Below are 15,236 nucleotides of genomic sequence, written 5' to 3' on the forward strand. Positions count from 1 at the left end.
TAATATTAATTCACAAACATTCCAACGGGTGACGAAACATCACCCCTACAAAATAAACGATACTACACATTATAAGCATAACACGTACCAACTCAAGCAGTCATACAATTTTATAACCTTAGGCTGATTTCCAGCCCACACATATATCATAAAGGAGATTTTTTATGCTAACATCAAGAACCAGTGGTATTTTGGTACACCCAACCGCTTTTCCTACTGCTTATGGCATTGGAGATTTTGGCGATAGTGCTTACCAATTCCTAGAAAAATTAGAACAAGCAAACCAACGTTTGTGGCAAATCCTTCCTCTATGTCCAGTGGATTATAGTGGCTCACCTTATCAAAGTTCCTCTGCATTTGCTGGCGAACCACTCCTCATTTCACCAGATTTATTGGCAAAAGAAGGTTGGCTTTTGGAAGAAGAATTGAATATTGTCAAGCAAGCACCCCAAGAATTTGTGGATTATTCCATTGCCAAAAGCATCAAATACCCTTTGTTTTTGAAGGCATTTACTCGTTTTTCAGAACAAGAACCACCGAATTCCTACACCGAGTTTTGTGCTGAAAATGCCCATTGGTTGGAAGATTACACACTCTTTTCTTCCATGAAAGAATCTTTGCAAAAACAACGTATGGACAGTCAATCTGACTTATCCAATTTCTTGAAAAATGAAAAAGGTCACTTGACAAAAGAAGTGCTCACTGGTTATTACAATGCAGCAAGCTGGTGTTCTTTCCCTATTGATTTGCGTAAACGAAACCCATTGGCTTTGGACAAATGGAGAAAACGTCTCAAAAGTCGTATTTTGTGGCATACCTTCTTGCAATACTGTTTCCACAAACAATGGCAGGATTTGAAAGCATTTGCAAACGAAAGAAACATTTCCATTGTTGGAGATGCACCTATTTTTGTGGCATATGATTCTGTGGATGTTTGGGCAAACCAAAAATCCTTCTTGTTGGATTCCAAAGGATTTCCAAAGGTAATTGCTGGCGTACCACCTGATTATTTCAGCGAAAAAGGTCAACTTTGGGGCAATCCATTGTACAATTGGAAAGAACAAAAGAAAAACGGTTATGCTTGGTGGATGGATCGTATCCAAAAGGCATTTTGTGATGTGGATATTTTGCGTATCGACCATTTCCGTGGATTTGAAGCCTACTGGGAAGTGGCTGCTGGTGCTGAAGATGCCATTGGTGGCACATGGAAGAAGAGTGTTGGCATTGATTTCTTCCACACCATTGAAAAGAAATTAGGCAAACTACCCATTATTGCAGAAGATTTGGGTATCATCACAGAAGAAGTGAAAGCACTTCGCTTAGAAGCTGGATTCTCTGGTATGGCTATTTTGCAATTTGCCTTTGGTGGCGATGGTACAAATCCATATCTACCTTATAATGTGAACAAAGACACCGTAATTTATACAGGAACACATGACAACAACACCACAAAAGGTTGGTATGCATTTGCAACCGACAAAGAATGTGACCACTACAGAAGATATTGCAATGCCGATGGTTCCAATGTCACTTGGGATATGATTCGTCTGGCTTTTGCTTCTTCTGCAAACACTGCAATCATACCTGTACAAGATGTTTTGAATTTGGATGAAAACTATCGTATGAATATGCCTGGCACTGTACGTGGCAATTGGTCATTTACCTTCCAGTGGGATATGTGGAATGATGGTCAGTTGGATGGTTTGCGTTATTTGAGCGATTTGTTTGCTAGAAATTGTGATTGAAATAATGATATTACTACGGGATGTCGGGGACGCCATCCCCTACAACTACTTTGGCATATGATGCAATCATAGGTTGATGCCACATCAGCCCTTTTCATCATAGAAAGGATTTATTATGATACAAGACATTGCACCAAAAACATTTCACAATGAATTTACACCAAAAGCACCAAAGGACACAGACCTTGTGTTCATCTTCCAAAAAGGGAAACCACTCTTTTATTTGGATGGTACAGAAAAGAAAATCCCTACTTATGCCATCATCAAGGAGCTGTTTCCAAACTCCATTAAGCGTATGGTATATCTTTGTTCTGTGGATGAAGTCACTGGGTTTTTCATTGGCAATTCCGAAAGAATCGAAGTAGAAAACAACTGTAAATTGACAGAGCTTTCCAATTGTGCTTTGGAGGATGTTCGTATTTTTCGTACATATGTGCCTTCTTGGCAAAGCTATATGGGTATCACTGCAAGCCATCTTTACAAATGGTATAAATACCACAAATACTGTGGTCATTGTGCTGGCGAAATGGAGCACTCCAAAAAAGAACGTGCTATGATTTGCACCAAATGTGGATTTACAGACTATCCCAAAATCTGTCCTGTTATCATTGTTGCCATCAAAAATGGAGATAAATTGTTATTGACCAAATATGCAAATCGTGGATTTACACGATATGCTTTGGTGGCTGGATTCTGTGAAATTGGCGAAACGGTAGAAGAAACAGTCCACCGTGAAGTCATGGAAGAAGTGGGTATCAAAGTGAAGAACTTGACCTATTACAAAAGTCAACCTTGGGGATTTAGCGAAAGCCTCATCATGGGATTTTTTGCTGAATTGGATGGAGATGCAGACATCACCTTGGATCGTGACGAGTTGGCAGAAGCCGTTTGGATGGATCGCAAAGACATTCCCACCGACACCGAAAATGGTTTGAGTATTACATATACCATGATGCAAGCATTTAAAAATGGTGATGTGATTTAATGATTTACACGCAAAAAGCGGTGCCTTGGCACCGCTCAGACTGTCAAAAAACCAAAATCTTTTTTCTTTTGGCGTCGCAGACTTCAATCCGCAGACGGAATCGCATTTCGTCGAGGACAAAAAGCGATTTCTAGGTGATTCGTAGAATCACTTGTGCGAGGAAATCGCTTTTTGTACCTATATCTACAACTTGAAATCCTGATTTCAAGTTAGCGTGTCGACTTTTTCGACACGCAGAGCGGTGCCTTGGCACCGCTTCTTTTATTTGACCACATGATAAATGGTTGTGGTTTCATATGTTTCATCTTTTTTGAGTACAACTGATGGAAAGTCCTTTTGGTTCACTGCATCTGGGAAACCTTGTGTTTCAAAGCAAACAGCACTTCTAAAACCATAGGTTGCACCATGTTTCCCTTGCATATTTTCGTCAATATAATTCCCTGTATACATCTGCATACCCACTTGGTCTGTGTGCACTTCCAATGTCAAACCTGTTTTTGCACTGTCACATCTTGCAACCAAACGCATTCCTTCACCATTTAACACAAAATTATGGTCATAACCATAACCGAACTGTAATTGTTCATTTTCTTCGCTGATACGAGAGAGCAAAGGTTGCTTTTTCCTAAAATCAAAGGGTGTATCCTTTACAGATAGGATTTTTCCTGTTGGCAAAGTGTTTGCATCACACTCTGTAATAGCATCTGCAAAGATTTGCACAGAAATATCCTCTAAATTGCCAGTTTCATGACCACTCATATTGAAATAACTGTGGTTGGTCAAATTGCAAAGAGTGTCACCATCTGTAACCGCTTTGTATTGGATATAAAATCCGTTTTCATCGTCCAAAGCATAGACCACTTCCACATCCAAAGTAGCAGGATAACCCTCTTCGCCATCCATACTTTTGTATGTCAAATGCAAGCCATCACCTTTGATTTGGGCATTCCAAATTTGCTTGTCGAAACCTTGTAAACCACCATGCAAATGATTGGGTCCATTGTTCACAGACAAAACATACTCTTTGTCATTTAAAGTGAATTTACCACCACCAATGCGATTGCCACATCTGCCAATCAAAGCACCAAAATAACAAGTATTTTTTTCATATTCTGCAACAGAATCATATCCCAAAACAACGTCCACATCGTCTATCACAAAAGACTGCACAATGCCACCATAGGTCAAGATATTTACATAGGAACCCTTTGCATTTGTGATGGTATATCGGTCTACCCCTTGATTTTGACTGGTTGTTCCAAATTCAGATTTTGTGATTTTCATCTTCTCAACCTTTCTTTGCTCCGCATGTGTTCAAGAACTGAATAAATGCCTCTTTTCCTTCTTTGTTACGTTTGAATACGCCTGCATCTTCCAAAACTTCCGCAAACACCGAACCGATTTCTTTTCGGAGAATTTCTTCCACAGTATCCACAGTGATTTCATCATATTTAGGGATAAATCCTTGTACCCAATCCGCATGTGACGCTGTTTTTTCATCACTTCTAAGGTCTGTTCCATCCAAGATATATTTACCAACCAAGTCCATTTCACCAAGCAAACGAGGTGGCAAAACAGCAAGTCCCATCACTTCAATTAAGCCGATATTTTCTTTTTTGATGTGGTGCAAATGCGCATGTGGATGATACATACCCATGGGATGTTCGTCCGTTGTGATGTTGTTTCTTAGCACCAAATCCAACTCAAATACATCATCTTTTTTACGTGCAATTGGAGTGATTGTGTTGTGTGGAGTGCCTTCTGTTTCCGCAAAAATAAATGCGCTTTCGTCTGTATATTTTCTCCAATTTATGAGGATTTTATCTGCCAAATCTACAAGCTTTTTATCATCTTTTCCTTGCAAACGAAGGACAGACATAGGCCAGTTGACAATACCACCTGTGATACCCTCAAAGCCTTCAAAAGCAAAGGTTTCTTCCATTTCAGCCACTTCCATAGCAAAGGTATATCTCCCACCTTGGAAATGATCATGTGACAAAATGGAACCGCCAACAATGGGCAAATCTGCATTGGAACCAACGAAATAATGTGGCAAGAATTCCAAGAAACCGAACATTTTTTCAAAGGTATTTCGTTCGATTTTCATAGGTGTATGTGTGCCTGAAAACACAATACAATGTTCATCATAATACACATATGGTGAGTATTGCAAGAACCAATCACGTCCACCAATTTGCAATGGAATGATTCTATGGTTTTGACGAGCTGGATGGTTCATTCTACCTGCATAACCAGCATTTTCTTTGCAAAGCATACACTTTGGATAGCCACTTTGTGGTGCATTTTTAGCTGCTGCAATGGCTTTTGGATCTTTTTCTGGTTTGGATAGATTGATGGTGATATCCAATTCTCCGTATTTTGTTTCTGTTTTCCAACGTCTATCTTTTGCGATACGATAACGTCTGATGTAGTCTGTATCTTGGCTTAATTTATAATACCAATCCGTTGCTTTTTCGTTGGATTTTGCTTTCAAATCCATGAATTTTTGAATGACTTCACGTGGATATGGAGTCAACAAACCCATGAGTTTTGTGTCGAATAAATCTCTGGAAACCACATCATCTTCTATGATTCCTTCTGTACAAGCATAGTCCAAAAGCACACGTAAAATACACTCCAAATTTTCCATGCCAACCCATTCTGGTTCTATGTATTCATCCAAACGAAGCGCTTCTAAAATGGCATTTGTCACAACGATTTCATCAGAAGGTGTCATCAGTTCTGTACGCAATCCATAAGCAACTAAGTCTTTAATCCCTTGATATACTACCATAATATCCCCTTTCATATGTAATATCAAAAATAGCGGGTGCACACATAGGTACGCCCCTACACTTTCCCGTAGTAAGACCTTGAAGAACTTTTTTCTAATCGTGAAAAGTTCCTCAACTTCTTCAAAAACGCTTCTTCTTTTGAGCTTTTAGCGTCGCAGACTTTCATCCGCAGACGGAATAGCATTTCGTCGAGGATAAAAAGCAATTTCTAGGTGCTTCGTAGAAGCACTTGTGCGAGGAAATTGTCTTTTTCTCATCTGCTTACAACTTGAAATCCTGATTTCAAGTTATGCTCTTAATCTTGATATCCATTTGGATGGTTTTTATGCCAAATCCAAGCAGAAGAAATAATTTCTTCCAAGCTATCGTGTTCTGGTTTCCAACCCAAGATGGTTTTTGCTTTTTCGCTGGATGCAATCAGTTGTGCAGGATCGCCAGCACGTCTTTCTACTTCTTTTGCAGGAATTGGATGTCCAGTTGCTTTTCTCGCAGTTTCAATAACTTCTTTGACAGAGAAACCAACGCCATTGCCCAAGTTGAAGATGTCGCTTTTGCCGCCATTTTGCAAGTAATCCACAGCCAAAATATGTGCTTGTGCCAAGTCGGTTACGTGGATATAATCACGGATACAAGTGCCATCTTCTGTAGGATAATCGTTGCCAAATACACTGATAAATTCTCTTTGGTTATTTGGTACTTGCAAAATCAATGGCACCAAATGGCTTTCTGGGTTATGTGCTTCGCCAATATTTCCGCTTTTGTGTGCACCACAAGCATTGAAATAACGCAAAGAAACAAAGGAAATGCCATGTGCATTGCCAGCCCATTTGAACATTTTTTCCATTGCCAATTTGGTTTCGCCATAAGGATTTGTTGGTTCTGTTCGATCACTTTCCATAATGGGAACACGTTCTGGTTCGCCATAGGTTGCTGCTGTAGAGGAAAATACGATTTTATCCACACCATTTGCAATCATACAAGCCAAGAAATCCCTTGTTTTGCACAAGTTATTTTCGTAGTATTTCAAAGGATTGCCAACACTTTCGCCAACCAAAGAATATGCCGCAAAGTGAATGACTGCTTCGATGGTTTCGCTTTTGAATACATTTGTCATAAAATCATTATCGGAAATATCGCCTTCATAGAACTTTGCATCTGGATGTACTGCTTTTTTGAAACCTGTTTCCAAGTTGTCCACAACAACCACTTCACGTCCCGCTTCGCAAAGTGCTGCAACTGTATGTGAACCAATATAACCTGCACCACCCAATACTAGAATAGCCATTATTTTACCTCCTCGGTCAATTCAACACCGCCAGCCATACGTATGGAAATGACATGGCAAGCGCCTTTACACAACATGTTTTCGATACCTTCTACAAATTCTCCTACCATTTCTTGTGGTACAAATGCTTGGACTGTCCCAGCCAAACCACCACCATGGACACGAAAAGCACCTTTTCCTTCCAATAAAATATCGCACAAAGCAAGTGCGTACAACACTTCTTGGTCTTTGACACTGCCTTCTACAGACACATTTTGCAAATACATCAAAGAAGACAACCCTGATTCGTTTACCATATGTAAAAATTCGTCAAACTTGCCTGCTTCCAAAAGTCTTGCTTCTTCTTGTGCACGTCTATTTTCTCTAAAGAAATGAAGTGCTCTAAAAACTGCTCGATCTCCTACTTCTTTTCTAATTTCTGCAATGCGTTTGATGAATTCAGCTTCATCTGCATCACGTAAAACAGGTATACCCAACATTGCTGCAACTTGACGCATTTCCATTGGCATTGCGGAATATTGATCAGACAAGTCTGCATGGTCTGCACCAGAATCCACAATACAAAGTGCATAACCAGAATCTTTAAAATCGAAGTCTAGTTTTTGTACAATTGGGTTTGCATTGTCATGGAAATCAATTGCAACAATACCACCTACAGCAGATGCAGTTTCATCCATCAAACCACACATTTTTCCAAAGTATACATTTTCTGCGTATTGACCAATTTTTGCAATCTCCACTGGTGGCAATGCACCATCACAGAACAAACCATTCATAACAGTACCCAAAAGCACTTCATAGGCTGCTGAAGAAGAAAGTCCAGAACCTTTCAATACATTGGAAACTGCATACATATCAAATCCACCAACAGGATGACCCAGTTCAGTCAATCTTGCTGCCACACCACGAATCAAGGATGCAGATGTGTTTTTTTCATCTTCTTTCACAGACAAATCGGAAATATCCACAGCATCTTCTGCAAAACCTTCAGACAATACACGAATGACATTGGTGCCATTTGGCAATGCTGCTGCCACAATATCCATATCAACAGCAGCTGCCAAAACGCAACCATGTTGATGGTCTGTATGGTTGCCACCAATTTCTGTTCTGCCTGGTGCAGAGAAAATACGTACATCTTCCCTTCCATAATATGTAATGAAACCCTTCACCACTTCGATGATACGATTGTCATAAAATTCAGAATTTTTTTTGTAACGAGGATATGCCGAAATCATGGTTTCCTCGCTGATGTTTGCTAATCTCATATTGACTCCTTTCTTACTTTGCGATGACTGCATAGATAATCACTGCAACCAAAACAATTGCAATGGCAGAAACCACCTTGTCCATTGTACTCAAAGATACATCTATATGTTGGTATATGCTGTGTTTTGCACCTACGAATTTTGCTTCGATTTTATTGAGTTTTTCTTCTTTTTTGTTCAGTTCCTCTACACGCTTCATGAGCTCTTCTTCTTTGAGTGCCAATTCTTCTGCACGCAAATCCAAGTCTTTGTTTTCTTCCATTTCACTACCTCCTTATGATACAGTTTGATACGTTCATTGTATCATATTTTTTGGTGTTTTGGTATTACGGGCATATTTCAGGTTAGTGGCTATTTATTGCTGGCGACCACAGGTCGCCCCTACAAGTGCAGGCGTTTTCATGATTTGTGGTTGTATGATAGCGGTCGATTCGTGAATCGCCCCTACAAGTACAAGCATTTTCATGGTTTGTGGCTGGTTTATTGCTGGCGACCACAGCTCGCCCCTACAAGTGCAGGCATTTTCATGATTTGTGGTGGTTCCGTCATTTACAACAAATCCCCTCGAAACGCATCTCGAAGGGATTTTGGTTTTCCTTCCTTTGGAAAGAATTATTTTTTTGCAATGTATTTTCTAACGTCGATTGCAACTGCCAATACAATAATCAAACCTTTGATGATGTATTGCAAGTATGCATTGATACCCAAGTAGTACAAGCTATAGTTGATTACTTGCAAGATGATAACACCAAGCAAGATACCAGGTACTGTACCAACACCACCAGAGAAGGAAACACCACCGATTACACAACCAGAGATTGCATCCAACTCATAGTTGGTACCTGTTGCAGTGGTTACAGATTGGATACGTCCAGCTTCCAAATAAGCAGCGATACCATACAATACACCAGCAACCAAGTAAATCAACATGATATTTTTTGCAACGTTTACACCAGATACAGCAGCAGCTTCTTTATTGCCACCGATTGCAAACATATTTTTACCAAGTGTTGTTTTATTCCATACCACCCACATAACGATGGAGCAAAGAATCAAGAACCACACCAAGTGAGGTACTCCCAACCAATAGCCATTGACCAAAGAGATATAATCAGAGTTCAAACTTGCAAGAGGTTGTGCACCACCTGCTTGACTGTCGATGTACATACACAATGCGCCATAAGCGATGAGTTGTGTACCCAATGTGATGATGAAGGCATGCATGTGGAGTTTTGCAACACCAAAACCATTGATCAAACAGAAAATAACACAAACTACGATGGAAAGCACAAGTGGCAACCATAAAGGCAATTGTTCTGTGATTCCAGGATACATACGAGCTTGGTAAGTTACACTTTGCATCAAGGATGCAGAAATTGCAGCCCCACAACCAAGAATACGACCAGCAGAAAGGTCAGTACCTTCCAAAACAATCATACCAGCAAGTCCAAGTGCCAAGATACCTCTTGTGGATGCTTGTGCCAAAATTTTCCACATATTATTCATAGAAAGGAATGATGGTTCTTGTATCACTACCCCAAGGATCATTACGCCAAGGATGACATAAAGGGCATAATCCAATAAATATTCATTCCATTTTTTTGTCAGTTTCATTTTTCTTACCTCCCCTTATACATACAAAGCTGCCAAACGCATGATTTCTTCTTGTGTTGTTGTTTTTGCGTCTACGATACCAGCCATTTTTCCATTACTCATTACCAAAATACGATCACAAACACCCAGAAGTTCTGGCATTTCAGATGAAACCATCATAACACCTTTGCCTTCTGCTGCAAGATTGATGATGAGTTGATAAATTTCAAATTTTGCACCAACATCAATACCACGAGTTGGTTCATCCAAAAGCAATACATCAGGTTTGGTGAGAAGCCATCTACCAATGATTACTTTTTGTTGGTTACCACCAGAAAGAGAACGAATATGGGTTTTTTGAGATGGTGTTTTCACACTCATACTATCAATTACCCAAGCAGTATCTTCTTTCATTTTCTTTTCGTTGATGAAACCACCCTTTGCATAGGAATTGAGGTTTGCAATAATAGAGTTGAAGTTGATATTGAGACCTCCAAAAATACCAGTTGCACGTCTTTCTTCTGTCAACATAGCAAAACCATTTGCAATGGATTCTCTTGGAATTTTGTTTGCTACTGGTTTGCCATCTTTGATGATTTCGCCAGATGCTCTATGTGCCATACCAAAAATAGTTTCCAAAAGTTCTGTTCTTCTACTACCCACAAGACCAGCAATCCCAAGGATCTCTCCTTTTTTCAGTTCAAAGCTGACATCTTGACAAGTAGGCATATATTTGCCAGACAAGTTCTTTACTTCCATCAAAACACCTTCTGGTGTATTTGTTTTGACCGGGAAACGTTCTGTCAAATCACGTCCAACCATAAGTTTGATGATTTTGTCTGTTGTCAAATCATGCGCAGATTCGGTAGCAATCCACTTACCGTCACGCATGATGGTTACTTCATCGGAAATATGTAGAATTTCTTCCATTTTGTGACTGATGTAAACCATTGCTACACCTTTGTCACGGAGTTTGTTTATGATTACGAAAAGATGTTCCACTTCTTCTTGTGTCAAAGAAGATGTTGGTTCATCGAGAACTAAAATTCTTGCATTGTATGATACCGCTTTTGCAATTTCCACCATTTGTCTTTGGGAAACGCTGAGTTTACCGATCATAGTCTTTGGATTCACTGGAATGTCCAATTCATCAAAGACCCTTTGTGTTTCTTCGTACATTTTTTTGTGACTGACCAAACCGCCACTTTTTGGGAAACGACCCAACCAAATATTTTCCATAACGCTGCGTTTCAGCACTTGGTTCAATTCTTGATGCACCATGGATACACCATTTTCCATTGCATCTTTTGGTCCCGCAAAACGACTTTCTTTGCCATCAATCATAACCACACCAGCATCTTGTTTGTAAATTCCAAACAAGCATTTCATCAATGTGGATTTACCTGCACCATTTTCACCCATCAGTGCGTGGACTGTACCTGGACGAAGTTTCAAATTTGCACCATCGAGTGCTTTTACACCTGGAAATTGTTTTTCCAAGTCACGCATTTCCAAAACATAATTTTCTTGCATTTCACTCACAACGATTCACCACGCTTTCTCTATTCTGGGGATTTCTAATGACCTAAGTGCCAAGATTTGCGAGAATATTTTTCAAACATATTTTCTAAAAAACACAGGTGATATCGGAAATATCATCGAGGCTTTTTAGGAATTATGTTGGGGAAATAAACCGCAAAGGTTGGTGCTATGGGTTGTTAGAGGTTCCCGCCATAAAAGACACAGTGGAGATTACTCCCCACCGTGTTCAAATTTGTTTATGTGTTTACTATTTGGAAGCTATTAGCCCAAGTATGGAGCGTAAGGGATACGTACAGCAACGCCTGTATCATCCAATTCCAAATCTGTGCCAGCCAAGTAGTCAGCACCAGAAGCCATGTTCATTGCAACTGCAGCAACTGCATTACCCATTGCCAAACCATCTTGCAATACTGTAGCACTCATTGTGCCTTTTGCGATTTCTTCAACAGCAGCATCTGTAGCATCAACACCGATTACAGGAATGAAAGGAGCACCTTCAGCGCCAGTGTTGTAGCCAATGTTGGAAAGAGCAGCGATACAACCAAGAGCCATACCATCGTTGTTTGCAATTACCATTTCGATTTTGCCTTCGTTAGCTGCAAGCAAAGCTTCCATGGATTTTTGAGCAATTTCTGTGTCCCAGTTACAGATTTGAATTTCACTTACCAATTCCATAGCTGTACCATTGTCTTCTGCTTGAGATACGGAGTATTGTGTACGAGCGATTGCTTCAGGGTTATCAGGTTCACCTTGGAACATTACGTATTGCACAACACCATCGCCATTCAAGTCATATTCTGGGTTGCTTTCCATCAAGCCTGTGATGATATCACCTTGCATTTTACCAGCATCAGCAGCGTTTGTACCGATGAAGATTGCTTGGTCATAGGAAGCGATTACTTCTGTGTCAGGTTCTCTATTGAAGAATGCTGTTGGGATACCAGCAGCAGCAGCTTTTTCGATTACGCCACTAGCAGCTTTTGCATCTACCATGTTTACAGCCAAAACGTCAACACCTTTGGAGATCATAACGTCCAATTGGTCATTTTGTGTAGCTTGGTCATTTTTACCATCTTGCATGGAAACAGTTGCTTTGCCTTCCAAAGCTGCTTCCAAAGCGTTTCTTACTGTGGAGATATATGTATCGTCATATTTGTAGATCAATACACCAACTGTTGGAAGTTCATCAGAAGCTGCTTCTTCAGATACAGATGCATCTGCGCTGCTGCTGTCTGCTGCTGCTTCGGAAGAAGAACTGCTAGAACCACATGCTGCCAAACCAAACACCATTACAGATGCCATAAGCATTGCCATTACTTTTTTCATAATTTTACTCCTCCTTATTCTTGTAGAGATAATACGACTAACGATAGGTTCCCTCCCTATCTGTCATCATTATATGTGATAACATTCCCAATGGAAATATAATATTTTTCAATTTACCATGGAATTTCTTTGATTTTCTCTACAAAAAGCACAATGCATTTGAGAATCTCCATATTTTACAAAGGAATTTCAATGCATTTTTACCACAAATTCCCTGTATTGCCATATGATTTGCACACATTTTGTAATAATATCTGCACAATGTCACTAATTTTAAAGGCAAAAAAAGAACAGCCATTAGACTGCCCTTAGATGTTATTGACAGAATGACACAGGGGTCATTCCCTACATATTATTGAAGTATTGTTTACAATTGCAACCCAACTATGGTTTGTGGTGTTTCATTGCCAAAATTCGCTTTTCAACTCAAAAATTTCACTTCTTACATATCGACCATCCAAATAAGAAACAGTGGTTGCTGCTGTACCTTCCAAAATGGAGCTGGTCAACACTTGTATAATGGCACAACCTTGGTCTTCTGCATTGCAATCCACAGTTGCCCAAAGAAGTCCAGCATCCAACGCTTCCAATCCTGCATCTGTTGCATCAATACCAAACACAGCTGCTGTCATCTCACGTTCTGTCAAAACATCCAATGCCCCCAGTGCCATATCGTCATTATTGCAAAGCACCAATTCAATTGCATCACCATGGATATCCAGCCATTTGCCCATCATTGCATAGGCATTTTGGCGATTCCAATCAGCAGTTCCTGTTTCCAATTTTTTGAGGGTAACACCCATATCTTCGATGGTTTGCACAGAATAATCAGAGCGTATGATAGCATCTTGGTGACCCAATTCCCCTTCCAACATAACATATTGCAAAATACCATCTCCATTTTTATCCATAATATCGCCATATTTTGCATAGGCATCCACCACAGAATTCCCTTGGAAAATCGCACTTTCTTTTGCTTCTGAACCGACATAGTAGACATTTTCTCTACGCAAAATATCTTCTTCCACTGGTTCACGATTGAAAAACACCACTGGAATTTGACGTTCTCCAACTTCTGCCATATCCACAATGGTTGCAGCAGATGTTCTGTCCACCAAATTGACACAAATGGCATCGTAACCCAAGTTGATGTATCGTTTCACTTGTTCATTTTGTTCTCTTTGGCTACCATTTGCCACAGACACATTCAAATCCACTGAAATTCCCGTTGTTTCTTCATATAATAAGGCTTCTGCTTCCATTGCCTCCACAATACCCTCTAGGAAGGTATCATTTTCCATATACAAAGACACCCCAACTTGAATGGATTTGGGTGGTTCTTCTTCTCTGGAAACATACACCCACACCGATGCCACAATAATGGCAATGAGCATACATATTTGTATTTTTTTCATAGATACCTCCTTGATGATTTATGATGATAAGAGCATCTGCCCTACAAGAAACAGTTACCTGCACATTTATTTTGAGCTAAGACTATTTATATCCCTATATTGTAGGAAATGCATTGTATGCATTTTCTTTTAGGTACGCATACAATGCGCACCCTACAAAATTTGTAATATAGTACAAAAGAACTTTATTTATAATCCCAATTAAACTTAATGAGACCTAACGTACATGAACATCTCTTAATTACGTAGGGAATGTATTGCATGCATTTTCTTTTAGGTACGCATACAATGCGCACCCTACAAGATATAAAATCCCTTTTATCTTTAATCGGGACTATTTATATGGGAAGATAAAGGTTTCTTCTGCTGTGCCATACATATTATCCTTTGTGATAAGAGCACTTTCCACCAAAATTGCTTCTTTGGTTGATATTTTTTGTTGCAACGCACCCACCACTTGGCTGATGGCAACATAGCCACCTTCAAACTCTCTATGAACCACAATGCCATTGATGGCACCCGCTTCCAAAGCACTACGCACACCATCACTATACCCAGAACCATACAAAGGTATGTTCAATTTCATTTCTTTGACTGCATTGCCCATTGCTTCCAACAACAATTCGTCTGTTGTAACCACAATGCGTTTGTTTTCTGCTGCCATACCTTGGATGAAGGTTCTTGCTCCAGAAAGTTCTGCCAATTTCACTTCTTCTAGGACAAAACCTTCTATTTCTGCTCGTTGTTTCAACTCTTCATAGAATACATCGTCTTTTGGTTCTGCATCTTCCAATGTCACATAGGAAATTTCTCTTTTTTCAGATGGAATCCATACATCATACAGCAAGTCCACTTCCATCGAAATATCATAACCCACATTTGCATATACATTGTCGAAATTGCGTTCAAGCCCCCAAGAAACCACAGGAATCGCCAATGGAGTTTCTGACAATAAATCTGCCATCTGGCTATTTTCATGCATACAAAGCACCAAGCCTTGTGTGCCCTTTTCCAATTGTTTTTGCAAAAGTTCTTTGCGTTCTTCCAAGGTTTGTTCTGATGTAAATTCCAAAATATGCACATCCACATTATGTTCAATGGCTCCTTGTTGCACACCTGCCACAAAATAATCAGATGATGTATCGGTATCTTCCATCAAAATAGAAACTTTGTAGGAAGTTTGGGTTTGCTCCACAAACAACCAATCTGTTGAGGAAGCAAAAAATAAAAATGACAACAACAAAATATCCAGCATAATCAATGCCCAAAGTTTCAACTTCAT

At 39.7% G+C, this 15,236-nt stretch carries 12 protein-coding genes; 2 read left to right on the forward strand and 10 right to left on the reverse strand.

Annotated elements, in window-relative coordinates; all coding sequences use genetic code 11:
• Nucleotides 1-164 precede the first annotated feature (164 nt).
• Together malQ and nudC are read left to right on the forward strand one after the other, a co-directional pair.
• The gene (malQ, locus tag MJY40_RS13955) at nt 165-1,745 is read left to right on the forward strand and encodes a 4-alpha-glucanotransferase (RefSeq protein ID WP_317854796.1); all 1,581 of its coding nucleotides are present in this window, start codon (nt 165-167) and stop codon (nt 1,743-1,745) included.
• Between the two features lie 115 nt (nt 1,746-1,860).
• Complete coding sequence (gene nudC / locus MJY40_RS13960) at nt 1,861-2,730, forward strand: NAD(+) diphosphatase (protein ID WP_317854797.1); 870 nt, start codon at nt 1,861-1,863, stop codon at nt 2,728-2,730.
• Between the two features lie 261 nt (nt 2,731-2,991).
• Here the strand turns inward: nudC and MJY40_RS13965 are convergent, their stop codons facing one another.
• The 10 genes from MJY40_RS13965 to MJY40_RS14010 form a co-directional block, all read right to left on the reverse strand.
• Nucleotides 2,992-4,014: an aldose epimerase family protein gene (locus MJY40_RS13965; protein WP_317854798.1), complete on the reverse strand. Its 1,023-nt coding sequence runs from the start codon at nt 4,012-4,014 to the stop codon at nt 2,992-2,994.
• A 4-nt stretch (nt 4,015-4,018) separates the two neighbouring features.
• The gene (galT, locus tag MJY40_RS13970) at nt 4,019-5,539 is read right to left on the reverse strand and encodes a UDP-glucose--hexose-1-phosphate uridylyltransferase (RefSeq protein WP_416387489.1); all 1,521 of its coding nucleotides are present in this window, start codon (nt 5,537-5,539) and stop codon (nt 4,019-4,021) included.
• A 281-nt stretch (nt 5,540-5,820) separates the two neighbouring features.
• Nucleotides 5,821-6,810, reverse strand: a complete 990-nt coding sequence (gene galE, locus MJY40_RS13975; protein WP_317854800.1) for a UDP-glucose 4-epimerase GalE — start codon at nt 6,808-6,810, stop codon at nt 5,821-5,823.
• Nucleotides 6,810-8,078 (reverse strand): galactokinase, encoded by a 1,269-nt coding sequence (locus tag MJY40_RS13980; RefSeq protein ID WP_317854801.1) that lies wholly within the window; start codon nt 8,076-8,078, stop codon nt 6,810-6,812. The genes galE and MJY40_RS13980 overlap by 1 nt, the downstream gene beginning before the upstream one ends.
• Before the next feature lie 13 nt (nt 8,079-8,091).
• The gene (locus tag MJY40_RS13985; protein WP_317854802.1) at nt 8,092-8,340 is read right to left on the reverse strand and encodes a hypothetical protein; all 249 of its coding nucleotides are present in this window, start codon (nt 8,338-8,340) and stop codon (nt 8,092-8,094) included.
• A 350-nt stretch (nt 8,341-8,690) separates the two neighbouring features.
• Nucleotides 8,691-9,692, reverse strand: a complete 1,002-nt coding sequence (gene mglC / locus MJY40_RS13990; protein WP_317854803.1) for a galactose/methyl galactoside ABC transporter permease MglC — start codon at nt 9,690-9,692, stop codon at nt 8,691-8,693.
• A gap of 15 nt (nt 9,693-9,707) precedes the next feature.
• Nucleotides 9,708-11,204, reverse strand: a complete 1,497-nt coding sequence (gene mglA, locus MJY40_RS13995; RefSeq protein WP_317856463.1) for a galactose/methyl galactoside ABC transporter ATP-binding protein MglA — start codon at nt 11,202-11,204, stop codon at nt 9,708-9,710.
• A 270-nt stretch (nt 11,205-11,474) separates the two neighbouring features.
• On the reverse strand, nt 11,475-12,539 hold the full coding sequence (locus MJY40_RS14000) for a galactose ABC transporter substrate-binding protein (RefSeq protein ID WP_317854804.1): 1,065 nt from the start codon (nt 12,537-12,539) through the stop codon (nt 11,475-11,477).
• 401 nt (nt 12,540-12,940) lie between these two features.
• Nucleotides 12,941-13,954, reverse strand: coding sequence for a galactose ABC transporter substrate-binding protein (locus tag MJY40_RS14005; RefSeq protein ID WP_317854805.1), 1,014 nt, complete (start codon nt 13,952-13,954; stop codon nt 12,941-12,943).
• Nucleotides 13,955-14,288: 334 nt separating this feature from the next.
• Entirely contained in the window at nt 14,289-15,236 is a 948-nt protein-coding gene (locus MJY40_RS14010) for a hypothetical protein (protein ID WP_317854806.1), read from the reverse strand.

Origin of the sequence: Chakrabartyella piscis, assembly GCA_030067835.1 — a bacterium.
Classification (GTDB): Bacteria; Bacillota; Clostridia; order Lachnospirales; family Anaerotignaceae; genus Chakrabartyella; species Chakrabartyella piscis.